We start from the raw sequence: 26877 nt of genomic DNA, 5'->3' as shown, positions 1-26877 counted from the left end.
CATGAATCCCCTGCTCACCAAGCTTCAGCCCTACCCTTTCGAAAGGCTCAGGCAACTCTTCTCGGGCGTCGTGCCTGCCTCCGGTTTCTCGCCGATCAGCCTCGGCATCGGCGAGCCGAAGCATCCGACGCCGGACTTCATCAAGCACGCGCTGACCGCCGGGCTCGGTGCATTGGCCGCCTACCCCGCCACTGCCGGCGAGCCGAAACTGCGCCAATCCTTCACCGACTGGATGCAGACGCGCTACGGCTTGGCGCTTGATCCGGCAACGCAGGTGCTGCCGGTGAATGGCTCGCGCGAGGCGCTGTTCGCGCTGGCGCAAACGGTCGTGGATGCCAGCGCGACGCCCGCGCCCATCGTCGTGTCGCCCAATCCCTTCTATCAAATCTACGAAGGCGCGGCCCTGCTGGCCGGTGCCGAGACGTACTACGTTCCGAGCCGTGCCGACCGCAACTTCGCCGTCGACTGGGACAGCGTGCCGGATGACGTCTGGGCCCGCGCGCAACTCGTGTTCGTCTGCTCGCCTGGCAATCCGACCGGCGCCGTGATGCCGCTGGACGAGTGGAAGAAGCTGTTCGCGCTCTCGGAGCGCCACGGCTTCGTCATCGCCTCCGACGAGTGCTACAGCGAGATCTACTTCCGCGACGAACCACCGCTTGGCGGGCTTGAAGCCGCAGCCAAGCTGGGCCGGAGCGACTTCAAGAACCTGATCGCGCTGACCTCGCTCTCCAAGCGCAGCAACGTGCCCGGCCTGCGCAGCGGCTTCGTGGCCGGTGATGCAGCCATCATCAAGAGCTTCCTGCTCTACCGCACCTACCACGGCAGCGCCATGAGCGGTGCCGTCGCAGCCGCCAGCATCGCGGCCTGGGGCGACGAACAGCATGTCGTCGAGAACCGCGCCCAATACCGCGCCAAGTTCGCCGCCGTCACGCCCCTGCTCGAACCCGTGCTCGACGTGAAATTGCCCGACGCCAGCTTCTACCTCTGGGCCGGCGTGCCCGGGAAGTGGAACGGCGACGACGCCGCTTTCGCCCGCGACTTGTACGCTCAATACAATGTGACCGTCTTGCCCGGCAGCTATCTGGCGCGCGACTCCGGCGGTGTCAACCCAGGCCGGGGGCGAATCCGAATGGCGCTCGTGGCCGGCACCGACGAGTGCGTAGCCGCCGCCAACCGCATCGTCCAGTTCATCCAGTCGGGCCAATGACACGGCCCTTTTCTTGCATCCGACTTCCGAGACTCCATCCATGACCCAGCAACTCCAGCAGACCATCGACGCCGCGTGGGAAAACCGCGCCAACCTCTCCGCCACCGACGCGCCAACCGAAGTGCGCAAGGCCGTCGACCATGTGATCGCCGAACTCAACAACGGCCACCTGCGCGTCGCCACGCGTGAAGGCGTCGGCCAGTGGACCGTGCACCAATGGATCAAGAAGGCCGTGCTGCTGTCCTTCCGCCTGAAGGACAACGAGCAGATGCAAGCCGGCTCGCTCGGCTTCTACGACAAGGTGCCGACCAAGTTCTCGCACCTCTCGGCCGGTGAACTGAAGGAAGCCGGCGTGCGCATCGTGCCGCCGGCCGTGGCCCGCCGCGGCAGCTTCATCGCCAAGGGTGCGATCCTGATGCCCTCGTACGTGAACATCGGCGCCTACGTCGGCGAAGGCACCATGGTCGACACCTGGGCCACCGTGGGTTCGTGCGCGCAGATCGGCGCCAACGTGCACCTGTCGGGCGGCGTGGGCATCGGGGGCGTGCTGGAACCGCTGCAGGCCGGCCCGACCATCATCGAAGACAATTGTTTCATCGGCGCCCGCTCGGAAGTGGTCGAAGGCGTGATCGTGGAAGAGAACTCGGTGCTGTCGATGGGCGTGTATATCGGCCAAAGTACACCCATCTATGACCGTGCAACCGGTGAAATCACCTACGGTCGCGTCCCGGCGGGTTCGGTGGTCATCAGCGGGTCTCTCCCGAAGGACAACGGCCGCTACAGCCTCTATGCTGCAATCATTGTTAAACGCGTGGACGCACAGACCCGTGCCAAGACCTCGCTGAACGATCTGCTGCGCGACTGATTTCCCTGCTACCGCTCAATGCTGGAAAAGTGCCGATGAACACGATGGAACGCATCCTGCGCCTGATGGCCGAACGAAAGGCCTCCGACGTCTATCTCTCGGCAAACGCCCCGGCGTTGATTCGGATCAACGGCAATTGCGTGCCCATCAACGGCCAGGTGCTGCCGCCTGCGGGACCGCTTTCACTTCTCTCCGAAGTGGTGCCCGAAAGCCGAGTGGCCGAGCTAGAACGCACTGGCGAGCTCAACATGGCGATTGCCCTCGTCGGCCTGGGCAACTTCCGCATCAGCGCCATGCGCCAGCGCGGCAGCTATGCGGTGGTGGTGCGCCACATTGCCTCGACCATCCCGACCATCGCCGAGTTGAACCTGCCCGACGTCCTGAAGTCGCTGATCATGGAAAAGCGCGGCTTGATCCTCATGGTCGGCGCCACCGGTGCGGGCAAGTCCACCACGCTGGCATCGATGCTCGATCACCGCAACGAGCACGCGAGCGGCCATATCCTGACTGTCGAGGAACCGATCGAGTACACCTTCACCAACAAGAAGTCGATCGTGAACCAGCGCGATGTGGGCAGCGACACCCAATCTCTCCAGGTCGCGTTGAAGAACGCACTGCGCCAGGCGCCTGATGTGATCCAGATTGGCGAGATCCGGGACCGCGACACCATGACGGCCGCCATCGCCTACGCGCAATCGGGCCACCTGTGCGTGGCCACGCTGCATGCCAGCAACAGCTATCGCGCGCTGAATCGCATCCTGAGCTTCTACCCCGTGGAGGTGCGCAGCGCGCTGCTCTCCGACCTGGGCGCGTCGCTACGGGCCATCGTGGCACAGCGCCTGCTGCGCACGCCGACCGGGGCGCGCCTGCCCGCGGTGGAGGTGATGCTGAATTCGACCCTGGTGGGCGAACTCATCGAGAAGGGCGACTTCTCCAGCGTCAAGGAGGCGATGGAACATTCGATGGCCGCAGGCTCGCAGACCTTCGAGGAAGACATCGCCCGGTTGATCCTCGAAAAGCGCGTGACGCGCGAGGAAGGCATGTTGCAGGCCGACTCGCCCACCAACCTGATGTGGCGCCTGCAAAACGGCAACAGCCCCGCCACCAAGATCGACGACCGGGCCTTGCAGGACCAGGTCGATGAGCCCACCTTTACCAACATCACGCTCGACGTGAAGTTCTGACGCGCCGGCGGTCCGGCAAGGCGGGTCGGGCAAAATCCGCCCTCCGCCCTGAAGTACCGCCCAACCGATGTCCCGCACGCTGCACCTTGCCGAACAACTGATTTCGCGCCCCTCTGTCACTCCCGACGACGGAGGGTGCCAGCAGATCCTCGGTGAGCGGCTGGCCAAGCTGGGCTTCACGCTCGAGACCATCGAAAGCGGCCCTGCCGATTTCCGCGTGACCAACCTGTGGGCCCGGCGCACCGCCGCTTCGCCCGCCGCAAAGACCATCGCCTTCGCAGGCCACACCGACGTGGTGCCCACCGGCCCGCTCGACCAGTGGACCAGCCACCCCTTCACCCCGACGCATCGCGACGACCTGCTCTACGGCCGCGGCGCCTGCGACATGAAGACCTCGCTGGCCGCCTTCGTCGTCGCTATCGAGGAGTTCCTGGCGGCCACGCCCGATCCGCACCTGTCGCTCGCGCTGCTGCTGACCAGCGACGAGGAGGGCCCGGGCGTCGACGGCACGGTCATCGTCTGCAACACGCTGGCCGCGCGCGGCGAAGTCGTCGACTACTGCATCGTCGGCGAACCGACTTCGGTCGAGCGCTGCGGCGACATGATCAAGAACGGCCGCCGCGGCACCATGAGCGGCAAGCTCACCATCCACGGCGTGCAGGGCCACATCGCCTACCCGCACCTGGCCAGGAATCCCGTGCATGCCTTTGCGCCGGCGCTGGCGGAACTGGTTGCCATCAACACGGCCGGTGGGTGGGATCCGGGCAATGCCCACTTCCAGCCGACCAGCTGGCAGATCAGCAACTTCCACTCGGGCACCGGCGCGAGCAACGTCATCCCGGGCGCGGCGGTGATCGACTTCAATTTCCGCTTCTCGACCGAATCGACGCCCGAATCGCTGCAGCAGAAAGTGCAGGCGGTACTCGATGCCCACGGCCTCGACTACAAGCTGGCCTGGACAGTCGGCGGCCTGCCCTTCCTCACGCAGCCCGCGGAACTGGTGCGGGCGGTGCAGGACGCCATCCGCGACGAGACCGGCATCACCACCGAACTCTCGACCAGCGGCGGCACCAGCGATGCGCGCTTCATCGCCAAGATCTGCAAGCAGGTGATCGAGCTGGGGCCGGTGAACGCCAGCATCCACAAGATCGACGAGCACATCGCGGTCGACGCGATCGAGCCGCTGAAGAACATCTATCGGCGCACGCTGGAGAAGCTGGAAATGGCGGCGCGGTCATGAGCAATACAGCGGCCCAATGACCACCGTCATCCAACTGATCGAAGCCGGCGCGAAGCAACTTGCCGACGCCGGCGTTGCCTTCGGCCACGGCACCGCCAATGCCTTCGACGAGGCCGCCTGGCTGGTGCTGTGGCAACTTCGGCTGCCCATCGACGACCTCGATTCGGCGGCCGACAAGTCGGTGAGCCCGGCCAATGCCGAACGCGTCGCCGCCCTGCTGAAGACGCGCATCGAAACGCGGAAGCCCGCTGCCTACCTCACCAAGGAGGCCTGGCTGCAAGGCGTGTCCTTCTACGTCGACGAGCGGGCCATCGTGCCGCGCAGCTTCATCGCCGAACTGGTGGCCGACGGCACCATCGACTACTGGCTCAGCGAGCAGACGCTACAGGTGCTCGACCTGTGCACCGGCAACGGCAGCCTGGCCGTGCTGGCGGCCATGACCTACCCGGAGGTGCACGTGACCGGCGCGGACATCTCGACGGAAGCCCTCGAAGTCGCCGCCATCAACGTGACCCGGCACCAGCTCGACGCGCGCATCACGCTGTTGAAGTCCGACGGCTTGGCCGCGTTGCCCGGCCCCTACGACCTGATCCTTTGCAACCCGCCCTACGTCAACGCCGGCAGCATGGCCGCGCTACCTGCCGAGTACCAGGCGGAGCCGGAACTGGCCTTGGCCGGCGGCACGGATGGGATGGACTTCATCCGCACCTTGCTCGGCGCCGCCCCCGCCGTGATGAGCGAACAGGCCGTGCTGGTGCTCGAGATCGGCAACGAGCGCGAGAACTTCGAGGCCGCCTTTCCGCAACTGGAAACCATCTGGCTCGAAACTTCTGCTGGGGACGACCAGGTCCTGCTGCTGACCCGCGACGCCTTGATGGCCGCCTGAACGGCCACCGATCTGAGGGCTCGCGGCGCACCGGACCCGAAGTACGGTTCGGCTACCTGCGATCGGCCTCCCGGCAGGCGCCCGCGCTACGAGATCTCTTGCCTCCTCCGACCCGTCGCAGCGCCTTCGGGACCTCGTCCGCTGCGTCCTTCATGCGCAAGCGATAGGCTGCGGCCACCATGACCGTTCTGCTCGACCTCGCGCTGCCGCGCACCCTGGACCAGTGGAAGAAGCTGCTGCCCGCAACGCCGCGCCCCGGGGGGACGGTCGAGGGCTGGTTGTTCGAAGGCCCACGCGCTCGCCGCGCCGCCGAGCGGCAGCTTCGCCTGGCGGGCGTCGAAGCCCGGCTGCACAGCGCCTACAAGCCGCTGGTGCACCACTTCCTGGAAGCGTTGGTCCGCGAAAGGCTTGCGCGGGTCACCGTGCACTACCCCGTGCATCCGAACGCACCGCCACGCCGGTTCGCACTCGAGGCGTATCCGCTGGCCGAGATGCTCGGCGATGCAGCGTTGCAACTCGTGGCCAAGCCCGTGTCCGATGAGATGCCCGTCTACGACGTCGAACTCGAATGGTGCGACGGCCGCCGTCGCACCGATACCGTGCTCGCCCCCAACCGCGTCCACGTCGATCATCTTGGCGAAACCTTGTTGTCGCCCACCGCGTGGCTGCGTGAACGTCACGGCCAGACGATCATCGCCGACGGCCGACACGAGTCCGAGCATGAAGCCGTGTTCCGCCACGCGATGGATTGCCTCCGGCAGCATGCTTGGCCCAGGGACGAACCGTACTTCGAACGCCTCGACATTCGCGTCGACCTGCCCGGCATCGCGTCCACGTCCACCCGCGAAACCGGCTGGATCAACACCCACGAGGCGTTGCATGAAGACCTGTACTTCTCGCTGCTCGAAGTGTTCCAGCAGCGCAGCAAACGGCCGGCCGGCGACCGTCGGTTGCAGCCGGGCCAGATCGTGCCGGACGTGCGGGCCGGCAGGAAAGGGGCGGTGCGACTGCGCATCAGCGTCGGCTCGTGGACGCCGCCGGGCAACGAACCCAAAGGGCCGGAAGGTACGGCGGTGACCAAGGCAGGCTCGCCGCTCGTCACGCCAATCGCCAAGGCAGACGCCCCACTCGCTCCCGGCCGCGTCAAAGAGGAACTCGTCCGCATCGAAGGCCAACCCTTTGCAGCCACCAGCGTGCAGGGCCGCACCGTGGCTGGCGTCTACCGACTGGGCGCCGGACCGGCCGTGCTCATCACCGGTGCGCAGCATGCCAATGAGACCTCCGGCGTGGTCGGCGCCCTGCGCGCCGCGCAGGAATTGGCCCACCGCCGCGACGCCCACTTCGCCCTCATCCCGGTCGAGAACCCAGACGGCTACGCGCTGCACCGCGCGTTGTGCGCCCACGCGCCGCGCCACATGCACCACGCCGCGCGCTACACCGCGCTGGGCGATGACCTCGAATACCGCGAAGAACCGCCCTGGTTCGAACGCGACGCACGCCATCAAGCGGTGGCCCTGTCGGGCGCCCAGTTGCACATCAACCTGCACGGCTATCCCGCCCATGAATGGACGCGCCCCTTCACCGGCTACATTCCGCGCGGCTTCGAGCTGTGGACCGTGCCCAAGGGCTTCTTCCTGATCCTGCGCCACCACGCCGGCTGGGCCGCCCAGGCCCGCGCGCTGGCCGACCATGTCTGCCGCCAACTGGCCCAGCGCCCGGCGCTGATGGCCTTCAATGCCGCGCAGCGTGCCAGCTACAATGCCCACGCCGGCGAGCTCCCCTTCGAAGTCATCCACGGCACGGCCTGCATGATCAGCGAGGTCAATCGTCCGAGCCCCGCCCTGACCTTGATCACCGAGTTTCCAGACGAAACGATCTACGGCGAACCCTTCATCCTTGCCCATGACACCCAGACCGCGACCGTGCTCGCAGCGGTCGATGCCCTGGGCGCCCTGACACTGCCATGATCACCCTCAAGAACGTCGTCCTGCGTCGCAGCGCCAAGGTGCTGCTGGACGGCGCGACCGTCACCCTCAACCCGTCTGAAAAGGTCGGCCTGGTCGGCCGCAACGGCGCCGGCAAATCCACGCTGTTCGCGCTCTTCAACGGCACGCTGCATGAAGACGGCGGCGATTTCTCGATCCCGAAGCAATGGCGCATGGCGCAGGTCGCGCAGGACATGCCCGAGACGGAAGACTCGGCGACCGATTTCGTGGTGGGCGGCGACACGCGCCTGGTCGAGTTGCGCGAAGCCCTCGCCGCTGCCGAGCGCGCGCATGAAGCCGATCCGGACGATCATGACGCCGGCATGGCCCTAGCCCACGCCTACACCGACTTGGCGGACGCCGGCGAGCACGACGCCGTGCCGCGCGCGCAGGCGTTGATCCTCGGCCTGGGCTTCAAGAGCCACGAACTCGACGGCGCCGTCAACAGCTTCTCCGGCGGCTGGCGCATGCGCCTGCAACTGGCCCGCGCGCTGATGTGCCCGAGCGACCTGCTGCTGCTCGACGAACCCACCAACCACCTGGACCTGGACGCGCTGGTCTGGCTCGAAGCCTGGCTGAAGAAGTACGAAGGCACGATGATCGTCATCAGCCACGACCGCGAGTTCCTCGACGCCGTGACCGACGTGACCCTGCACATCGAGAACGCCAAGCTCACGCGCTACGGCGGCAACTACAGCAAGTTCGAGGAAATGCGCGCGCTGCAAATGGAGCAGCAGCAGATCGCGTTCTCGAAGCAGCAGGACAAGATTGCCCACCTGCAGAAGTTCATCGACCGCTTCAAGGCCAAGGCCAGCAAGGCCAAGCAGGCGCAGAGCCGCGTGAAGGCGCTGGACCGCATGGTCAAGGTCGCACCGCTGCTGGCCGAGGCCGACTTCACCTTCGAGTTCAAGGAGCCGGGCAACATCCCGAACCCGATGCTGTCGATCACGCATGCCAACTTCGGTTATGAGATCGAGGACGAGGCGCCCAAGACCATCCTGAAGGGTGTCAGCCGCTCGGTGTTGGCCGGGCAGCGCATCGGCATCCTGGGCGCGAACGGACAGGGCAAATCGACGCTGGTGAAGACCATCGCCCGCGAGATGGGCGCGCTGGCCGGCGAGATCACCGAAGGCAAGGGCCTGAACATCGGCTATTTCGCGCAGCAGGAACTGGACGTGCTGCGCCCGCAGGACACGCCGCTGGAGCACATGGTCCGCATGGCGCGCGAGCTCAGCGCCAACGCCAAGGAAGCCACCGGCGAACAGGCCCTGCGCGGCTTCCTCGGCAGCTTCAACTTCAGCGGCGACATGGTCAAGCAGCCTGTCGGCACGATGAGCGGCGGCGAGAAGGCGCGCCTGGTCTTGGCCATGATGGTCTGGCAGCGCCCCAACTTGCTGCTGCTCGACGAGCCCACGAACCACCTGGACCTGGCCACGCGCGAGGCATTGGCCGTGGCGCTGAACGAGTTCGAAGGCACGCTGATGCTGGTGAGCCATGACCGGGCGCTGCTGCGCTCGGTGTGCGACGAGTTCTGGCTGGTCGGACGGGGCGGCGTGGCCGATTTCGACGGTGACCTGGACGACTACCAGCGCTACCTGCTCGACGAGGCCAAGCGCCTGCGCGAGGAGGCCAAGGAGGCGGTGCGCGCGGCGGCGGCCGCGCCTGTCGCCGCTCCACCACCGCCGGTCGCAGCCGCCCGCCCCGCTACCGGCGGCAAGGACCAGCGCCAGCAAGACGCCCAATCGCGCCAGCAGCTCAGCGAACAGCAAAAGCCGCTCAAGCGCGAGATCGCGCAGATCGACACCCGCCTCGCGGCGGCCAGCGCCGACAAGTCCACGCTGGAAGCCCGCCTGGCCGAGCCTTTGCCGCCGGCGGAGATCGCCGAGGCCGGTAGACGCCTGAAAGCGCTCAATGACGAAATCGCCAGCCTCGAAGAGCGCTGGTTGACCCTGTCGGACCAACTGGAATCACTGGCGACCTGAGCCTGCTACTCTGCGGGCATCATGCCCACCGCCATTGAACTCGCCCAGGGCGATCCGAAGCTGATCGCAGCCATCCGTCGCAGCCGAAGCCTGCTGCGCCGCAAGGCCCTGATCGGCGCCGCCGCCAGCACCATTCCGCTTCCCGGACTCGATTGGGCCACCGATGCGGCACTGTTGTCCCGCCTGGTCCCGCTGATCAGCGCCGAATTCGGCCTGTCGCTGACGCAACTCGAAAAACTCGGTCCCCAGCGCCGCGAAGGGGTGCAGAAGGCGGCCGCCGCGGTGGGGGCGCTGCTGGTCGGCAAGCTGATCACGCGCGAGTTGTTACTGGCGCTGGCCAAGCGCGTGGGCGTTCGCATGACCGCCAAGCAGGCCACCAAGTACGTGCCCATGGCGGGCCAGGCCGTATCGGCGCTGCTGGGCTACGCAGCGCTGAGCACACTGGGCGAACAACACATCAAGGACTGCGTTCGAGTCGCCATCGCAGCACGACACTTGTTGCCGCCTCCGATAGACTCAGACACAAAGTTGACAAATAACGACAAATAAATTCGAACGTTACTAGACTACGGCCAATTTCTTCCGAAGGCTCGGTATAGTCGCATCAGGGCTCACTTATATCACTCTGCAGAGAAATAAGTGTACTTTTTTATTAGTAGCGGCCAATCAGAGATATGTTGGTGAACGTGCACATGACATAAGGATGAGGGATGAGCGAGACAGAAATATCAGTCGCAATTGAACGCCTGATGAACCGGGTGGACTACTACCTTCATTGCGAACTGGATGAAGAGTACGAGCACGATCGCCCCGAGGCTGCGCGCCGACAGCTGGAAGCCGCGTTGCGTGGCGAGCTGCTGCGTGCCAGCGCCATCGGCTTGGTCACCCCTCTGTCGCAGGTCCCGGCCAAGCCTGTGATGAACATGATCTTCGGCGTCAACAGGTTCATGGCATGAAAGGCCATCTGCGCGATGGCAATCAACGCGCAGTTTGTACCTGACAGCTCCAATCACCGGCTGTCCACAATGCAGGGTTATCGCAACCACCTGGTCATTTGACCGGGTGGTTTCGCGTCCCAAGCGCAGCACTGGATTATTGAAATCTTTCGGCGCAGCGGCCAGTACGCCGCCGCATTGACTGCGCAAATCTGGCAAGAAAAATGCCGGCCTGCCAATTGGCGGCAGAAACCGGAAGACAAGTTGGTTGAATTGCATTTGCGCAGCGTCGTGAGTAATCGCTGCGGCACATTCACGCTACTCGACACGGGATGCCAATGACTTCAATGTGTCAGATCCTCTTCATGACTGATCACCTTTGTTTCCGGAGCTGAGCAGGTTGATCCGCCCCCGTCATGGCTCGCAGACGACATTTCGGCCGGCCGGCCCCGTTCGGGCAGCAGCCAGCAGGTCGCTCAGGGTTTGCCTCGAACGTTCGCTGACTTGCGATGCTTCGGCGCCTGGAGCGAAGTGGACAGCGGCATGAAAGTGCTTCGCGGGGGCGGTTCAGAGATGCGCGCTTGGGAGAGCGCGTAGGTGCCAAGCTCCAAGTCGGCTGTCACGGGCTGGCGGCATTGATCTCGCGGTCCGACTGTCCAGAACCCCGTTGATCTTTTCGGGGAATAGACGAACAGGAACAACACTGCGTGCGCCGTGCGCTGCTCGAAGTTGGCGGCGAGCCGGCCAAGAAGCGCGCGCTTTGCTTGCGCAGTTTCACGTCCATCGATATTGCGCAAATGACGGCCCCTTGTCGATGTGGGCGAATTTCATCCATCGCGGGATGCAGGGCGCGGTCGAGCTTGTTGGCGATGAGGAAATCGAATCTTTCATCGAGTTGCGCATCTCGTCCTGGATCCGCCACCACGATCGCTCGACACGCTTGAACCTGGAAAAAGCAATTGACCGCGCTGTACCCATGGGCAAACAGCATGGGCTTTGGCGCATCTGGTTTCGATCACCTCCACCGTTGAGATGCAAGCGCCCGATTGCTTTTTCCAGGTTCAACGCAGCGACCTCGAAATTCCAGTCCATGACCTGGTCAATGCCACAGGACGCACAGCCGTGCGCGGGCTCGACGCCAAGCCTGGCCCTGGCCAGCTACCCGCTACCGCCCTCGCCCTCGCCCTCGCCCTCGGCCTGATCGAATCGCAAGCCACTCGATCCTTCACCTCGCCCGACCTGCCTCCGAAACGAGGTCCAGACCCAGGTGGACCCGTCGGTCCATCGTGCCATCCTCCGCGCACGCGTCACATGCGCGCCTTCGCGAGGGACTTCTTCATCGAAGAGCAGCAGCGAGGCGCCGGCATTGAGCACCGTGCCCTGTGCGGGGTGCTTCTTGTTGGAACCGTCGGGTTGCAGCACGGCACCGCGCCGCAGGCGCTGGACGATCTTGCCGCCTTCCGACAGTTGCACCGGCAGCAGCGGAATCCAGTTGGCGGGAACGGTGGACGACAGGACGTAGCGTGCCGTCGAGTCCACCGGCGCGGGGGTCTGCGGCGCGGCGTCGGCCTGGCCTTCGATGCGCTGCACGGCCTGCTCCACCGGGCTCTCGATGCTGCGTTCGATGGCCCATGCGAGGTTGGCCATTTCGTCGCGCATCAGCAGCACGTCTTCCAGCGCCGCGCCTTCGACCACGCGGCCGAGCGAAGGCGGCAGGAAGAACAGGTTGGTCTGCGGTGAATTGATCGGCGGCTCGCCCGCGCGGCGCAGGCAGCCGAGTTGCCACATCGACCAATACGGCCGCGGCAAGGCCGGATCGCCCATGGGCCGCAGCAGGCTGCGCACGCCGAAGGTGTCGGTGACCACCAGCGAATCGACGCGCGTCAATGAACCGACCGGCAAGGTCAGCGGGACGACGAACCAGTCGTTGCCATAGCTGCCCGCGTACTCGATCACCATCAGTTGCGCGAGATCGGTCGGACCGACCGGCAGCAGGCCGTAGGCGATGCGTGCGTCTTCCATTTCCCAGAAGCGCGCGGCCGGGGCGCCGCGGAAGCTGATGGGCGCGGGCACGGTGGTCTCGACGAGGCTGCTGAGCTTGCGGTCGCCGTCGGTGCCCATGCGCACCTCGAGGTTGCGGTCGAAGCTGCTCCAGTCGAGGCGGCCGTCGTCGAACTCGGCGGCGGTGAGCGCAAATTCATCCTCGGGGCGGTCGGAGAGGCGGCCGGCCACGGAGACGGCGTATTCGATGCGCGTGGGCTGCCAGGCATCGTCGGCCGCGCCCGCGGGCTCGCTCAAGAGGCTGTCGTACCAGGCGAGCCATTCCTGCGCCGTCTGCTGCACTTCCGCGCGGTCGCCGACTGCAATCTTCAGGACGGGATCGAGTGGCACCTGTGCCGCGCCGCCGTTGCGGAAGGCGTCGGCCAGGCGGCGTGCATCGGGCGCGCGGCCGATCATGGTCTGGACGAAGCGCGAGGTGGCTTCGTCGGGCGGGTCCGCATCGGGCGGTGGGGGTGGCGGCGCTTGCAGGGCGAAGCGCGTGATGAATACCGCGCGGTAGCTTTTCGACATGGACTGCGCTTCCAGCATGCGCAGGAACTGCAGGCCGGCCTCGATCGCCAGCGTGAGCATGCGCGGGTCGCCGGCATTGATCGCGCGCATGCGGCGGCGTTCGACCTGGACTTCCAGCGGCATCCCCAGCGGATCGTAGGCGGGGGCCTGCACCTGCGTGTCGTGCTTCAACGCGCCCATGTGGCAGCGCGACAGCATGGCGCTGGTCGCGCGCACGCGGGCCTGCACCGGCGAGCCTGCGTCCTCGGCCTGGAATTCGCCGACCTGCCACTGGCGCGTGAGGAGCCAGAGTGGGTCGAACACGCGTGCGGCCGTGCCGGTCGACATGGCGTCGTCGCGGCAATGCGGTTCCAGGCGGGTCCAACTGGTGATGGAAGCCGTGCTCGGCCCGGGAGGGGGCGGCGGCGGGGGTGGGGGTTGCGGCGGCGGAGGTGGCGGACGCGGGGGCGGCGGCGGACGCGGCGGTGGCGGCTCCGGGGGTTCGGGCGGATCGATCGGGCCCTTGGGCAGGCGTGGCGGCGGCGCCTTGGGCAGCGCGGCCTTCCTGGCAGCCTTCTTCGCTGCCTTCTTCGCTGCGGCGGCTGGTGGCTTGGGCTTCATTGCCATGGCATGTCCTGCACGGTGCGGCGAGTCATCGGACGAAGGCCATGGCGTCGGTGGACACCACGTCGTCCTTCGCGTTGAAGGCGAGGTAAAGCGCGGGCAGGTACTGGGCCGTGCCGGCCAGCGCCTCGGGATCGACGGCGCGCAGCTTGGCCAGGTCCAGCGTTTCCAGCAGCACGCGATGCAGTTTCTCGACGGTCCAGACCTGGTCCGGTACAGGCGGCACCGCCAGCAGCACGGCCTGCGGTGCACAGGCATCTGGCGGGTTGTACTGGAAAGTGATCGCGGTGGTCTCGCGGCGGCTGGGCACAACCTCGATCCATTCGTCGACGGCCAGGCCGCACAGGGGCAATGCGGTGTCGAGCGTGGCCGGCGTTTGCAAGACCAGCGAGAGCTTGCCCGAGGGGGGCTCGGCGTTCGGCGCGCAGGGCAGGCCGACCCAGCGCTCGCCATTGAGGAAGGGCAGTTGCGCGACGCGCAGGTTCAGGCGCTCTCCGGTGTTGAGGACTTCCGCGCCGCGCAGGCAGGCGGACAGGCGCGCCACCGGATCGCGCACGCGGGCGCTGCGGGTGAACCAGGTGTGCGCGGCCAATGGGTCGCCGCCTTGCGTGGTGGTGGACGCGGCCAGGGCGGTCTTCAATTCAGTGGCACCGGCGGCGTCGCAAGTGAAGCGCGGCAGCGCGACGAAGGCCGCGCCGAACACCGCGCGCATGCGCTCGTTCAACTGGTCGCGCCGGGCGCGTGGATCGGTCAATGCGGTCGCGGCGCGCAGGCCGGTGCCTTGGTCGAGGCGCGGCTTGCCCTGCTTGAGCAAGGCGGCGGCCTGCTGCAACAGTGCGTTGCGTGTCGCGACATCGTCGCCCGACGCGATGGCGGGCACGGCGGGCGCAAGGCCGAAGCTGCCGAGCTTGAGCATCGCGGTGCGCAGCGCGTCGGCGGTGCTGGCGGTGCCCTTCTTCACCAGCGCGTCGAGCGCCTTATGGGCGGCGTTCAGTGCGTTCTCGGCCTTGACGACGCGGGCTTCGAATTCGACCAGGTCCAGCGTGCCGGCACCTGCGCGCTCGGGTGGGTTTAAATCCTCCGCATCGGCGCCGCGCGCATTCATCAGCAGGCGCTGCGCGGCGCGTGCCTGCTCCAGCACGTCCATCAAGGTCAGTTCGGCCGCGGCGAGATTGGCGGGACGTGCATGCTGGATGCGCAGGCTCGCCTGCTCCGCGAATCCGCCGGCCTGGTTCCGGGCGAAGTACAGCAAGCGCTGTTCGATGTCGTCGGGCGACTTGTCCGGGCGACGCGGGCCTGCGAGGTTCTCCACGCCGTAGACCACGTCGAGCGGCGCCAGCGCCAAGTCGCTGAGGCGCAGGACGCGGGTCTCCAGCACCAGACCGCTGATGTCCTCCAGCCGCTCGATGGTGCAACGCACCTTGCGCGGGTCGCCGAAGAGCTTGGCGGCCCAGGCATTGAGCATGGGCTCGGCCGTGGCGCGCGCCGACGTGGACGCGGCTGCCCAGCCCGTCGTTGCGGTGGCTGCGCCGCTCCACAGCATCATCACGCGGTGCGTCAGCGCGACACCGCTGCGGGGCATGCGCGCTACCTCCAGCTCTGGCGCCGGCGCATCGCCCTGCGCGAGTGCGGCCAGGGTGCTGGCGATGCGCGAGGTGTTGCCGCGGGCCATCTGGTAGGCGGTCTCGGCGGTCAGCGCATCGCCGACGCCGTCGATGGCATCGCCCAGGGCGTTGAGCTCCTGCCGCATCTTCTTCAGCTCGTCCTCGCTCGCGCCCTTCTGCACCAGCAGCGCGTTGATGGGCCGGCCGTCCGCGCGCCATACGCTGTGCAGCACCAGGCCGTCCACGACGTTGTTGGCGGCGATGGCTTCCAACGGTTTCGTCTTGGCTTCCAGCTTGCCGGCGACCAGGGGCGCGAGGTCGCGCAGCGGCGCGATGAAACGGTCGAGCGATAGTTCGTGCAGGCCGCGCTCGAAGCGATAGCCGAGCAGCGCGCCCAGCGGCTGGCCCTGGCGCACACCGTCGAGCAACTGGTTGGCCTCGCGCACGCGGCGCGATGAGAGATCGATGGCGAAGGGACCGTTCTCCTGCGGCACGCCGGTCGCGCCCAGGTGGGCGTTGCGCAGCAGCGCGGCGGCGGCGGCATGGGTCATCGATGGTGCGTGGATGAAGCCGCTGTCGTTGGGTGTCGAGAACAGCGCGCCCGCCTCGCCTGCGGGCGGTGTCACCGGCGCGGCCGACCCGGCCGGCAAGGGGCGCAGGTTCTCGACCCAGCCATAGGCGCCGGCGTAGATGCCTTGCGGCGCGGCGGCGCGCATCGACGTGAGACGCTTGGTCGCGAAGGAGGTGATCCAGGCATCGAGGCGGTGCGAGGACAGGTCGAGCGTGCCCTGCATCAGCAGTTGCAGCGCTTCACTGTCGAGCGTGCGCAGCCAGGTCAGGCTGCTGCGGAAGGCGCCCAGCGATGCGAGGGCGGTCGCGTCGAAGGTGGTGGTGCTTTCGAGGAACTGGCGGATCGTCTTGTCGCCGGTGACAGCCGGCACCTTGAGGGCGAGTTGGCGCTTCCAGGTGAGCGATGGCGCGGCGCCGGTCACGAGGTCGATGAGTTCGGTGTCGCGCAACAAGGTGGCCAGGTCGTTGCCGGGCAGGCCGGCCGCGATCATCGCCGTGGCCTGCGCCAGCTCGCGCAGCAGCGCGTGGCGCAGCAGGATCTGCAGCAGGCTGGATTTGGCGTCTACGTTGTTGGGGTGGTCGGGCCGCATCGCAATCAATGCATCGATGGCGGGCTGGGTCAGCAGTGCGTTGATGAAGTCGGGCTCCAGCTTGCGCCATGGCGAGACCTCGCCGGGTTGCACCATCTGCGAGCCGACGCGGAAGTCCAGGTCCGCATAGGCGGCGCGCGAAATGCGTGGGCGCCAGGGAAGGCCCAGCCTTGTCAAGAGGCCGGTGGCGATCGCGTCCTGCTGGCCGATGAAGCCGCTGCCCTGCAGGTCCTCGCCGAGGAAGGCGCGCAGGTGCTGCAGGTAGTGACGGCCCATCACGCCGCGTGTGCTGTAGCTGCTGGACACGGCATCCGTGCGCATCACGTCGGCCAGGTCGCCATCGGGGTCGGGGGGATTGCGTCGGCCGACGCGCGCGGCGTCCGGCAGATGCAGGCGGCAGGCGAAATCGCGCAACTGGCGCAGCAGGCCTTGCAGCATGGTGTCGCGTGCGAAGGCGGCCTCCTCTCCAACGCGCGGCTTCCAGTAGTCGATCGAAGTCACGGGCAGGATGCCGTAGGGTTGGCGGCCGCAGCGCAGGCTGGCAAGGGGCCCGGCGCTGCGCACATGGTCGAGGAAATGCGTGCGCGCCCAGGTGATGTGGTCGGGCGTCAGGCCGCTGCCTTCGGGGCCGGCTAGGTTGCTGAGGAAGTAGCCCCATCCCACGGGCCACAGGGCGGTGTTCATGGCGCGCATGTCGGCTTCCTGCGTGCCTGCGGCCAGGGGCAGGCGGCCGAGCACGGGGGCGATCTGTACGTCCGGAAGGCCCAGCGCGACGCCTAGACGCCTGGCATTCGACGTTGCGGCCAAGGTCGAAAGATCGAATGCAACCTCCGTCGCAAAGCTCTGCGCCCTGCCCGGATCGGACGGGTCGTAGCCCGCGCGACGATCGGCCGTGTTGTTGGTGGGCGTGCCGGTGCGAAGGAACTCGGCGCCATCGGTGTAGTGATGGGCGTCGAGCAAGGCGGCCAGTTGGGCGGCGGTGTCGGTCGGGGTCGCCGATAACGTGCCGAAGACGAAAAGCGCTTCAATGCCCGAGCCGGCCAGCGTCGGCGGCGGGATGGCGATGCGCAGGCCCATGCCAGCTTTCTCCGCCTCGTCGAAGTCGACCATCCAGCGCATGCCTTCGTCGACGGCGAGTTGGTCGGCAGGGACGGTGGCCACGGGTGCTTGCGGGTCGGGGCCGGTGGCGAGCGGCTTGCGGATCGGGCCGCCCGCCGCCGCGATCACGACGCGGCCGCCGGCCTGGATCACCGCGATCCAGCGGTCGGGCATCAGGCGCGCGACCGGGGCATGGCGCCAAGCGGCGTCCTTGCCATCGTTGACCACGGTGACGCTCGGCCACTGCGGCGCATCGGGCAAGGCGACGTTGGCGGCGACGGCGACCTTGGGACGTTGCAAGGGATTGGTTGGTGCGAGCACGCGTGCAATCCACGCGGCACGTTGCGCGCCAAAGCGGTCGGCCAGTTGCCGCCATGCATCGGCACGCGCGGTGGCATTGGGGCCGGCGCGCCAGTCCTGCTCCCAATAGTGCTGGCCCCAGTCGCGCTCGCCGGGCAACAGGTCGGACTCGTGCGAGTCGAGATGGATCTTGTCGGGGTAGACGCGCACGCGCAATTCGACGGTGCTGTCGGCCAGCGTGAAGAAGCGCGTTTCCAGGCGGACCGGCAGCAATGCGAGCGGGCGGTCGCTGGCGCACAGCGTCTCCAGCATCACGGGCAGCGGCGGCGCGACGATCGACGAGAGCTTGAGGTTGCTCTTGAAGAAGTTGGCGGTGGCGGACTTGGGGGCGGTGGCCATGGTGGCGACTCAATGCTTGACGAGTTGCGAGGCGTGGATGGAGATGCGTACCGGCAACTGCCGCACGATGCCGGCCATGTGCGCGCTGTTGCGGCCCCATTGCAGGCCGTCGAGCGGTACGCCCGCGGGTGGCCCGCCGGCCACGGCCAGGTGGCTTGCACCGCCCGTCGGCGTGTCTTCGTCCAGTCCGAAGCGCGGCTCCGTCGGATGCTCCTGGATCACGATGTAGTAGCCGGCATGGCCATCCGCGCCGGTGGCTTGCTCGGTCGTGATGTCGAAGCCGAAGAAGGACACGTCCGGCTGCATCGTTCCGCTGAAGGATGGCATCACGATCGCCAGCGGATCGTCGGCCGGTGCGCGCCCGCCGTTGCGGGTGAAGAAGCCCGACACCGCGAAGACGATGGCGTTGGGGTAACGCTTGAGCAAGGTGCTGCGCATCAGCATCACGAACTGCTCGCGCACCGGCGCAGTGGCCGGGTCGGCCAGCGGGCGATCGCCCCAGAGGTGGAGCGGCCCTATGTCGGCGCGTGGCTCGGGTGCGGCGCGCGTGTCCCAGAACTGCTTGAAGCAGGTGCCTTGCTGATCTGTCGGGAAGCCGCGCCACAACAGCTCGCGCCCCATCTCGACATTGAGGCCGACCATGTAGGCCTCGACGAAGCGGCGATTGGTCTTGAGTCCGATCACGCTGTCGGGCAGCACGTCTTCCAGGCCGGGCAGCAGCATCTCCTGCGACAGGTCGCGCAGCGGTTCGTACATCGGCTGCGGGAAGGTGGGCGCGGCCATGATGGTGTCGATGCCGACGGCGGCGCTGGCGGGTGTGTCGACCGGCGCGACCGCGTCGGCACCCACCGAGACCAGCGAGCGGGCCAGCGCCACGACGGTCTGGCGCGGCGCGGTCTGCGCGAGCATCGTGGCCTTGAATTCCGCCATCTCCATCGAAGCCGGCGGTGCCTGCAGGATCTTGAAGCGGCCCGGATTCACACGGCCCAGGTGCTCGCTGGCGGCCAGCCGGAACTCGCGCGCCGACGGGCTGTCCGGCAGCGCCATCATGATTTCCACCTGCGGCACATTGATCGCTGCGCCTTCGGCCATGACCTGGAAGTTGGGCCGACCGGCCCGGGCATCGATCAGTGCCTTGTTGACTTCGCGGTAGGGGCGAATCGTGGCGCTGACCCGTGCGCGCACCGCGTCGATGGTGGCCATGTCGACCATGGGCGGTGTGTTGAAGGTCAGGCCGGTGTTGAGTTTCATCACCCAGGTCTGCGTGGTCGAGCGCGTCAGGCCTTGCGCGGCAATGCGGCGCGTGAAGGGGCCGCGCTCGCGTCCGATGCGGCGCATGGCCGGGCTGGTGGCGGCGAGCGGCAAGGCCTTGCCGGACATCTGCGCAACCAGCGTGCGCGGTGCGGTGTCGCCGGCCGCGAAGCTGCGCAGGCGCGCGAAGGCTGGCGCGCCGATGCGAAGCAGCGTCTCCGGGCCGAGGTTGGCGAAATGCCGTGTGTGCAGGCTGGTGCCGACGACCAGGCTCAGTTGAAGCTGGCGCATGCGCTGGTTGGCGCGCTGCAGTTCGGCGGCCTGGTCCCAGGCGGCGGCCATCAGCGCCTCCTGGTGCGCCTGGATCACGCTTGTGCCGAAGGCCGCCACGGTCCGCGAACGCGGGTCGAGGTTGAGCTGGTCCAGCCACTTGGCGACGCCGCGCGCCACGACGGAACGCGCGGCATGCCAGCGACCGTAGACCGGTGGACCGAGCAGCGGGTCGGCATTCGGGTCGGCCACTTCGTTGAGGCCGGGCGCATTGATGATCCGTGCGAGTTCGGTCTGGAAGGGCTTGGCCGTTTGCTCATCCCAGGGCGCGGAGGTGTCGGGCGTGTCGGTGGGTTGCAGTGCGCCCTCCAGGCCCAGCGTGGTGTGCGGTGGAAAATCCGTCGGTAAGCGGAAGCCCGGCGTGCTGATGTCGATGGGCCGGCGCCCCAAGTTGTCTGGCGGCGGCCGGGCCTTGAGCGCACGCACCAGCGATTCGAAGTCGCCGCCCTCCCCGGTCCGGAACTCCCAGTGGTGGTAGACGGGCAGTTGCAAGGGCAGCTTGGTCGTTGCAATCCAGGCCGGCGCGAGCGCGTTGGTTGCAATCAGTTCGGCGTCCGTGATCGGCAGGCCCAGGCCCGCCTTGCGCCCCAGCTCGAAGGCCGGCACCACGCAAGCGATGTACTCGGTGTTGGCCTTGAGGATGCGCGGGCACAGCAGGCGCGAGAGCGACAAGGCCGGCGAGCCCGCCAGTGCATTGCCGACCTGCGAGCTGTCGATGGCCGCGACCTGCGCATGCGCCCAGGCCCAGCTGTCGACGAGGTTGGGCAACTCGGCTGCGATGCTGGCGGGCGCGGCGATCTGCAGCATCGTGCATGGCGCATCGACCGTCGGGCCAAGCGTGATGCCGTCCTGCTTGCGCACGACCGCGAGGCAGAGCCAAGGGCGCAGCTTGCCGGTTGCGTCGGCTTTCGCCGGCGTGAAGAGCCAGGGGAAGTCGGGGCGGTCGAATTCGATGCCGGCGAAATAGTTGGGCTCGAAGTCGATGCTGCCGGGGTGTGGGTCGCGGCGCACGATCTGGTTGGCATCGATGCCCACCACGTCGGCCGGGCCGCGCAGGCGCACCGTGACCGGGGGCGCGGCGCTGCCGTTGACGGAGACCACGGCCGAGAGTTCGGCCACCGCGCGTTGCGCCGCGCCGAGCGTGTCGGCCGTGGTGATGGCCGCCGCCGCGCCTTGGCGGACCCAGGGCACGAAGCTCAGGTTGGCTTGGGGGCTGGTGGAGGTCGCCATCTGCTCATCTCCGCAATGCAACGGCATCCTGCAACTCGTGTTGCGGCACCACCTGCCACTTCGCACCGCCACGGTTCAACGTGGCAAGCGTCCCGCGGTACTCGCTCCAGGTCTGGACCTGGGCATCGACGGCCGCGGGCGTGCCATCGGCCAGCGGCACGATGGCGAACTTGGACGGGGCGAGTTGCACCGCCTGCTCAGCCGCTTCCTCTTCACCGCGACGGAAGCGCGCCAAGCCCACCGCCCGCACCGGCGCGCGAGCGGCGGCACCGGTGCGGCTGTGGAAGTTCAATTCCGCGAAGGTCATGAAGAACGGCGGCAACGGTGGCTTGGGCGGTGCGGCCATGTCGTCGATGACGATGGGTTCGTACTTCAGCGGCGCGGGCACGATCTGCGACGCATCGATAGTCACGGCCTCGCTGCCGAACACGAACCCCGCATCCATCTCCTCGAAGGACGGCCCGGCGAGCTTCTCGTCATCGCTCATGTTGAAGAACTGCGAGGGCGCGAACTGGTCTTGCACCGTGTTGTTCGGATTCTGCGGCTGCGTGTTCAACACCGCGCTCAGGACAAAGCGCTTGTCCCCCGCCACCGGCGCACCGCCGAAGGTGTCAATATCCCGCGAGGTGTTCAACGGCACCACCTGCTGCTTGACGACGAGGCGGCCCAGCGGATCGAGCACGATCGCACTCCCCGCAGCCGGCGGCGCGAGCTTGCGCAACGCCACACCGTGGCTCGCACGCGCCGGCGGGAGCGTAGTCCAGCTCTGTGGCGTGACCAGCGCCTTCTTCAGTTCCTCCAGCACGTTGACGGCCGGCGGCAGCGGCGGCTTCTCGCCATTGATCAGCGTCTTGTCGAAGCGCACCGAGAAGTCGCACCAGAAGATCTCGAAGCTCGCCTTGCCGCTCACGCGCAACGGCCGCGGCCCCTCCAGCTCGCCTTGCAGCGACACCTTGAAGAGATTGCTGGAGCCCCGCTTCAGTTGCACCGAGGCATGGAACTCCGCGAGGAAATGCAGCGGCACGAACTGGATCAGCACGTCATAGCCGACGTCGCCATCCACACTGAAGCCATACGCCGCCGCATGCAACTGTGCCCGCGCGCCCCATTGCAAGGTGTTGGAGGTGATGGCGTAGTAGGCCTCGCAGGTGATGCGCGGGTTGTCGCCCGAACACAGCGCGATGGCGATGCGATCGAGCTTGGGCACATTGGCCGGCGGCGCGAAGCGCGGATTGAAGCCACCGACGGCGAGCACGAAACCCGCGCCCGGTCCCTTCTTCCAGCGCGCGCGCAAGGCCATCGCGCCTGTCAGCGCGAACTTGTGCACCAGCCGTGAATCGACCAGCACCGCATCGATGGACGCGGTGCCTTCGTCGAAGTCGAGCACGCCCATCGCATCGAGGTTGATCCGTATCAGGTCGTTCTCGCGCGATGGAAGCATCGAACTGATGCGCCCCAGCACCAGCAGCCGCGTGCGCGCGCCGAACTGCAGGATCAGCGCCAGGTCCAGCAGCACCAGCGTGGGCGTGGCCCAGCCGATGCGCGCGAGGATGCCGAGCAGGTAGCTGCCGCGCAATGCCGGAAAGGCCGTGGCCAGCGAACGGATGATGGCCGGTGCGTTGGCGACCGGATCGCGCGGGAACAGCAGCGTGCCGAGCGTGTCGTTCTTCAGTCCTGCGCGCAACACGTCCTGGTCGAAGGTCCGATTGACCGCGACCATGCCACCGATGCCCTGCAGCGTGAAGCCCATGCCCAGCGGGATCGGCCGGAAGTCCTCGGCCGTGATGAAGATGATCATCGAGAAGCCCGGCCGGCCATCGGGCATCTGGGTGGCGATCAGGCCGAAGGCCTTGAGCGTGATGGTCTCGTGCAGCGACAGTTGCAGCACACCCGCGTAGACCTTCTGCACGTCGTCGTGGAACAGGAAGCCGCCGCCCGTGAGCACGCCGCTCGCCTCGACCGTGAGGCCGATGCCACTCGGCGGCTTGAAGCCGAGGTCGAGGTTGGCCACGCCGAGGTTGCCGCCGGTAGACGGGAAACTCAGCAGGCCGGCGATGCCGATGCGGTCGAGCACGGCAGTCATCGGGCCGATCGATGCCTTGACGCTGGCCGAGACCTCGGTGGCGATGCTCGCGTCTTGAGGCCGCACCGCTAGCGTGATGGCCGAGAGCGTGACGCCTGCGAAGGACAGCCCCACCGGAATCGAAGCCTCCAGCGACGCACTGCCACGCAACGTGAGGCCCTTTTCGCTGGACCATGCGATGCCCAGATCCCCCTTGGCCTGCATGCCGCCGGCAGGCAGGATCGAACTCAGGAAGCCATCGCCATTGCCGGCCGCGATGACGATCATGGCCTTGCTCACATCCGCCGACACGCCCAGTGTTGCACGTGCGTCCGACAGGGCGACTTCGAGCGCCAACTTCGCACCGCCGACCTCGACGCGCGCGCCATCGGGCTGCCCGATCACATAGGCCGGCAGGTCGTCGACCGTGGCGAGCGTGGCCGATGCACTGGCCTTGGCCTCGATGGTGCCGGGGCTGGCGACCAGCGTCACGCCGTGGCGGCCCCAGGCGACCGCATCGATGCCGGCCGTGAGCGCCGCTTCGATCTTCCAAGGGCCGGCGCTGCCTTGCACGGCGATGGAGCCGAAGGGGCTAATGACCAGGCCGAGGTCGCCCTGGGCGGCTGCCGACAGCGACAGGACCAGGCCGGATTCCGCCGCGAAGCCGTACAGCGGTTCGTTGACGTAGACGATCATGGCGTGCGACATCAACGGGCCTGCATCGCCCATCGAAACCGCATCGCCGGGACCGAAGCCGTAGCGGCAAGTGAGGCCGAGCGAACGCAGCAGCCGCACGAGCCGCGGGAACAGCTTGTCGGCCATGGCATGCGCATGGGCCACGGTCTGCATCGCGTTGCCGTATTCGGCGCGCAGCACGGCGAGCGGGTCCTTCAGCAGCGCGGGCAGGCGGCCGAGATGCCAGTCGTCGAGCCGATAGGTGTCGCGCACCAGCCGACCGCCCTGCACCACCGGCGCATTGCCGGTGCGCTCCTCGGCGGGATCGAGCAAGGTCAGCAGCGCTGCCGCATGGCGCACGGCCGGCATGCGGCTCTGGAGGAAGGCCATGATCAGCAAGTCGACCAGCTCGCGGCCCAGGCCTTCGAGCGCGGCCAATGGGCCTTGCTGTTCGAGCTTGCGCAGCGCTTCGAAAGCATCGGCGGCGGCATCGAGCACGGCGGCGATGCTTTCGAAGGACGGCGTCTGCTGTTCGCTCAGCGTCTCGATGCGTTCCTTGAGCACCGCGACGGCGGAGAGCGCCTGGATCAGCGCGTTGTTGCTCTGGTCGGGCGGCACGCCGAGTTCGGCCAGCAGGCGCGGCAGCCAGGCCGGCTCCTCGACGACCTGGACGATGGGTTCGAGCAGCCGGCCAAGGCCGTCGGCCAAAGAGACAAAGAGAGAACTCATTGCATCTTCCTCGGCACAAACTCCGGAAACTGCGCGTCATCCGGATCGAGGCTCACCACGAAGTCGCTTTCCTGCACGACCTCGGTGTCCTGCCCCTTGCGCCAGCGCGCGATGAGATGCAGGCGGCGCGCGCTGATGTTGGTGGGATGCCAGTCGAAGGTGAGCTCGCAGAAGTTGTTGGTGCCGACGACCTTCGTCTGCGGGCCGCCGGCGTTGTGCATGCGGTACTTCGTGGCCGCGGCGCGAATCGCTTCCGCCGCCATCTTGCGATCGGTGGGTGTGCTGCCCGCAGGGAGCGGCGGCAACGGCGTGGTGTCGACGGCCGCATCGGCTCCGGGGGGCTCCAGGTAGTCGAGGCGGTAGACGTAGTCCGGCGTCAGGTGCGGGTCGATCGCGGTGCCCAGGAAGAAGCCGTCGGGCGTCGTCGGCAGCGTCGGCTGGTCGAGCTTGAGCGTGAAGAGCGGCACGAAGACGCCTGCCGGGTGAAGGCCGCGCTGCCCCACCACCATCTCCGACCCCGCCGCGACGTTCCAGCCCCAATAGCCCTGCGGCGTGGTCTCCGGGATCATGAGGCTTTCGATGAAGCCCGGCGTGTAGGCATAGCCTTCGCGCTGGAAACCGAGCGTGTTGTCGGTCTCCTTGCGGAACGAGCTGGCGACGAGTTGCGCGATGACGGCGTTGACAGGCTGCGGCTGCACGTCGCCCAGGCGAGTGGTGGCCCTGTAGAGCAGGCGCGTCGCAAAGCTGAAATGCACGTCGCCGGAAATCATCGCCAGCGCCCCGGTGCGCGTGCCATTGACCAGCGGCAGCTTCTCGACCAGGCGCGCCATCAGCTTGTCGAAGGCGACGGAGGGCAGCTCCCACGCTTCGTACACATCGGGGAAGTGCGCGAACAGATTGGCCACCACGTCGTGCCGCGCGGCCGAGCGGATCGGCTCCACGGCGGGTGCGTTGGTGGTCATCACCACGATCACGATGCGACCGCGCGTCTCCGGCGTGTTCACGATCTGCTGCACCAGTTGGTCCTCCGGCACCAGCACGCCGCCGCCGACACGCCCGAAAGGAAAGGAGCGCCACGAGCGCGAGTCGGTGAAGATGATCTGGTGGCTCGGCCCTTCGACGGTGTAGTTGAAGATCAGCTCGCCCGCCTCATGGAACGTGGCATGGTCCGGCCGTGCCGCAAGTTCGGATTCCTCGTGCACCGCGACCAGCTTGCGCAATGCAGGCGACCGGGTGTCGTAGACGCCGGCATCGGTGATGCCGTTCACCAGGTCGAGCAGGGCCTTGCCCGGTGGCTTGGGGCCACCGGCCGGCGGGTCCTCGAACTGTTCCGGCACATTGCCCCAGTGCTGGCACAGCGTGTAGGCCACCAGCGAGTTCTGCATCACGCGCAGGCCCAGCGGATTGCCGTAGAGCGCCTTGCAGATGTCCTGCGTCATGTTCCAGTCGTCGGTGGTCTCGTGGTCGTCGAAGATCATGTAGCTGGGGATGTTGGCCAGCAGCCTCCGGACGTTCTTCAACTCCTCCCGAAACAACACGAGTCCTTTCGCATGGCGGTCCATGGCGAAGTGGTCGCCCTTCTTGGCACGCTTGCCGAACCACTCGCTAAATTCCTTCTGCCCGCCGCCGAGCACCACGCGCGTGGCATTGGCGACGTCGCTGAAAATCGGCATGTCGACGGGCCACAGCACGTCGGACCAGACCATGATGTACATGCACAGGTACTCGCCGAGCGACAACAGTTGCCCGTCAAGGTCTTCAGAGGTGAACCCTGCTTTTTCCAGCGGATCGCGGCGCAGGAAGGGCAGGAGCTTGTCCACATCCGCCTTGTTGCCTGCCTTGTCGTAGGGGATGAGCTCCTTCCAGCCGAGCAGCACGTGCGCGGCATCCGAGAGCACCATCAACTGCGAGGCCGACACATCGTCCGCGTAGATCTGGTCGCCGGTCAGCAGCATCTGGTGCGGACGCCCGATGGCATTAGTGGCGGCCTGCCGGATCAGCTTGTCGCCTACCGCAAAGGCATCGCGGCCGTTGCCATGCGGAATGCGGCAGGAGCCGCACAACAGGCGCAGGTCGTCGAGGTTGGCAGGCGGCAGGCAGAAGCTCGGCAGGCCCAGGGTGTCGTACGCGAAGGATCTGATATCGCCCGTGCCCGTGGCGGCGGCGAGGTCCATGGTTGGGCCGCCATCGAACACGAAGTCGAGCTTGTAGCGGTAGACGATGCCTTCCACCAGGTCGGCCTGGGACGCGCCGGGATGCGCCGTCACGCAGACGATGTGCAGTTGCGTGCCGACAGCGATCGTGTGCCGGTGACCGGTGGCCAGCGGCTTGTCGGACGCATCGACGACGGTGAGCGTCACGTCGCCGCCCGTTCGCATCGCGAGCCAGACGCTGACGCTGCGTTTGTCGACCTTGCGCAGCACAGGTCCCGCCAGCACGCGCGGCAGCGTGGAGATCCTGTTGGCGAGCGACTGCCATGCCATGGGTTGCCTCCTGTCGGGGCCGCCATCCTGAGCCAAGCGCCGCCGAGACTCAAGTCAGTCGACGGCCTATACGCCGAATGAAGTAAGCGCCTCGGGCC

At 67.2% G+C, this 26877-nt stretch carries 15 protein-coding genes; 9 read left to right on the top strand and 6 right to left on the bottom strand.

Going from position 1 to position 26877, the window contains the following annotated elements:
* Nucleotide 1: 1 nt before the first annotated feature.
* The 9 genes from dapC to WKW82_RS28995 all read left to right on the top strand — a co-directional run bounded on the left by dapC (nt 2) and on the right by WKW82_RS28995 (nt 10305).
* On the top strand, nt 2-1207 hold the full coding sequence (gene dapC / locus WKW82_RS29035; RefSeq protein WP_340346136.1) for a succinyldiaminopimelate transaminase: 1206 nt from the start codon (nt 2-4) through the stop codon (nt 1205-1207).
* Nucleotides 1208-1247: 40 nt separating this feature from the next.
* Nucleotides 1248-2072 carry a 2,3,4,5-tetrahydropyridine-2,6-dicarboxylate N-succinyltransferase gene (gene dapD / locus WKW82_RS29030; RefSeq protein WP_340346135.1) on the top strand — a complete coding sequence of 275 codons (825 nt, stop codon included), beginning with the start codon at nt 1248-1250 and terminating at the stop codon, nt 2070-2072.
* Between the two features lie 35 nt (nt 2073-2107).
* Nucleotides 2108-3256, top strand: a complete 1149-nt coding sequence (locus tag WKW82_RS29025) for a PilT/PilU family type 4a pilus ATPase (RefSeq protein WP_340346134.1) — start codon at nt 2108-2110, stop codon at nt 3254-3256.
* Nucleotides 3257-3323: 67 nt separating this feature from the next.
* On the top strand, nt 3324-4496 hold the full coding sequence (dapE, locus tag WKW82_RS29020; protein ID WP_340346132.1) for a succinyl-diaminopimelate desuccinylase: 1173 nt from the start codon (nt 3324-3326) through the stop codon (nt 4494-4496).
* Nucleotides 4497-4512: 16 nt separating this feature from the next.
* Entirely contained in the window at nt 4513-5382 is an 870-nt protein-coding gene (prmB, locus tag WKW82_RS29015; protein ID WP_340346130.1) for a 50S ribosomal protein L3 N(5)-glutamine methyltransferase, read from the top strand.
* 179 nt (nt 5383-5561) lie between these two features.
* Nucleotides 5562-7349, top strand: a complete 1788-nt coding sequence (locus WKW82_RS29010) for a M14 family zinc carboxypeptidase (RefSeq protein ID WP_340346128.1) — start codon at nt 5562-5564, stop codon at nt 7347-7349.
* The gene (locus WKW82_RS29005) at nt 7346-9349 is read left to right on the top strand and encodes an ABC-F family ATP-binding cassette domain-containing protein (protein ID WP_340346127.1); all 2004 of its coding nucleotides are present in this window, start codon (nt 7346-7348) and stop codon (nt 9347-9349) included. The genes WKW82_RS29010 and WKW82_RS29005 overlap by 4 nt, the downstream gene beginning before the upstream one ends.
* A 21-nt stretch (nt 9350-9370) precedes the next feature.
* Nucleotides 9371-9898 (top strand): hypothetical protein, encoded by a 528-nt coding sequence (locus WKW82_RS29000; protein ID WP_340346126.1) that lies wholly within the window; start codon nt 9371-9373, stop codon nt 9896-9898.
* A gap of 161 nt (nt 9899-10059) precedes the next feature.
* Nucleotides 10060-10305: a hypothetical protein gene (locus WKW82_RS28995; protein ID WP_340346125.1), complete on the top strand. Its 246-nt coding sequence runs from the start codon at nt 10060-10062 to the stop codon at nt 10303-10305.
* Between the two features lie 598 nt (nt 10306-10903).
* Here the strand turns inward: WKW82_RS28995 and WKW82_RS28990 are convergent.
* From WKW82_RS28990 to WKW82_RS28965, 6 genes are all read right to left on the bottom strand, one after another.
* Nucleotides 10904-11275 carry a hypothetical protein gene (locus tag WKW82_RS28990; protein WP_340346123.1) on the bottom strand — a complete coding sequence of 124 codons (372 nt, stop codon included), beginning with the start codon at nt 11273-11275 and terminating at the stop codon, nt 10904-10906.
* Nucleotides 11276-11442: 167 nt separating this feature from the next.
* Nucleotides 11443-13461 (bottom strand): hypothetical protein, encoded by a 2019-nt coding sequence (locus tag WKW82_RS28985; RefSeq protein WP_340346121.1) that lies wholly within the window; start codon nt 13459-13461, stop codon nt 11443-11445.
* Nucleotides 13462-13486: 25 nt separating this feature from the next.
* The gene (locus WKW82_RS28980) at nt 13487-18019 is read right to left on the bottom strand and encodes a hypothetical protein (protein ID WP_340346119.1); all 4533 of its coding nucleotides are present in this window, start codon (nt 18017-18019) and stop codon (nt 13487-13489) included.
* Nucleotides 18020-18028: 9 nt separating this feature from the next.
* Nucleotides 18029-20830, bottom strand: coding sequence for a hypothetical protein (locus WKW82_RS28975; RefSeq protein ID WP_340346118.1), 2802 nt, complete (start codon nt 20828-20830; stop codon nt 18029-18031).
* A 4-nt stretch (nt 20831-20834) separates the two neighbouring features.
* Nucleotides 20835-24296, bottom strand: coding sequence for a DUF6603 domain-containing protein (locus WKW82_RS28970; protein WP_340346116.1), 3462 nt, complete (start codon nt 24294-24296; stop codon nt 20835-20837).
* A complete protein-coding gene (locus tag WKW82_RS28965; RefSeq protein WP_340346115.1) occupies nt 24293-26779 on the bottom strand; it encodes a hypothetical protein in 2487 nt (828 codons plus the stop codon). Before WKW82_RS28965 ends, WKW82_RS28970 begins: the two co-directional genes overlap by 4 nt.
* Nucleotides 26780-26877: the final 98 nt, after the last annotated feature.

The sequence above is a fragment of the Variovorax rhizosphaerae genome (genome assembly GCF_037889975.1).
Taxonomy (GTDB): domain Bacteria; phylum Pseudomonadota; class Gammaproteobacteria; order Burkholderiales; family Burkholderiaceae_C; genus Variovorax; species Variovorax rhizosphaerae.
This window is presented reverse-complemented; position numbering and strand designations above follow the sequence as displayed.

Coding starts and splice junctions, on each gene's coding strand:
- WKW82_RS28995 (WP_340346125.1), top strand. CDS start 10,060: ATGAGCGAGACAGAAATATCAGTCGCAATTGAACGCCTGATGAACCGG.
- dapD (WP_340346135.1), top strand. CDS start 1,248: ATGACCCAGCAACTCCAGCAGACCATCGACGCCGCGTGGGAAAACCGC.
- dapE (WP_340346132.1), top strand. CDS start 3,324: ATGTCCCGCACGCTGCACCTTGCCGAACAACTGATTTCGCGCCCCTCT.
- WKW82_RS28990 (WP_340346123.1), bottom strand. CDS start 11,275: ATGCTGTTTGCCCATGGGTACAGCGCGGTCAATTGCTTTTTCCAGGTT.
- WKW82_RS28970 (WP_340346116.1), bottom strand. CDS start 24,296: ATGAGTTCTCTCTTTGTCTCTTTGGCCGACGGCCTTGGCCGGCTGCTC.
- WKW82_RS29000 (WP_340346126.1), top strand. CDS start 9,371: ATGCCCACCGCCATTGAACTCGCCCAGGGCGATCCGAAGCTGATCGCA.
- WKW82_RS29005 (WP_340346127.1), top strand. CDS start 7,346: ATGATCACCCTCAAGAACGTCGTCCTGCGTCGCAGCGCCAAGGTGCTG.
- prmB (WP_340346130.1), top strand. CDS start 4,513: ATGACCACCGTCATCCAACTGATCGAAGCCGGCGCGAAGCAACTTGCC.
- WKW82_RS28975 (WP_340346118.1), bottom strand. CDS start 20,830: ATGGCGACCTCCACCAGCCCCCAAGCCAACCTGAGCTTCGTGCCCTGG.
- WKW82_RS29025 (WP_340346134.1), top strand. CDS start 2,108: ATGAACACGATGGAACGCATCCTGCGCCTGATGGCCGAACGAAAGGCC.
- WKW82_RS28965 (WP_340346115.1), bottom strand. CDS start 26,779: ATGGCATGGCAGTCGCTCGCCAACAGGATCTCCACGCTGCCGCGCGTG.
- WKW82_RS29010 (WP_340346128.1), top strand. CDS start 5,562: ATGACCGTTCTGCTCGACCTCGCGCTGCCGCGCACCCTGGACCAGTGG.
- dapC (WP_340346136.1), top strand. CDS start 2: ATGAATCCCCTGCTCACCAAGCTTCAGCCCTACCCTTTCGAAAGGCTC.
- WKW82_RS28980 (WP_340346119.1), bottom strand. CDS start 18,019: ATGGCCACCGCCCCCAAGTCCGCCACCGCCAACTTCTTCAAGAGCAAC.
- WKW82_RS28985 (WP_340346121.1), bottom strand. CDS start 13,461: ATGGCAATGAAGCCCAAGCCACCAGCCGCCGCAGCGAAGAAGGCAGCG.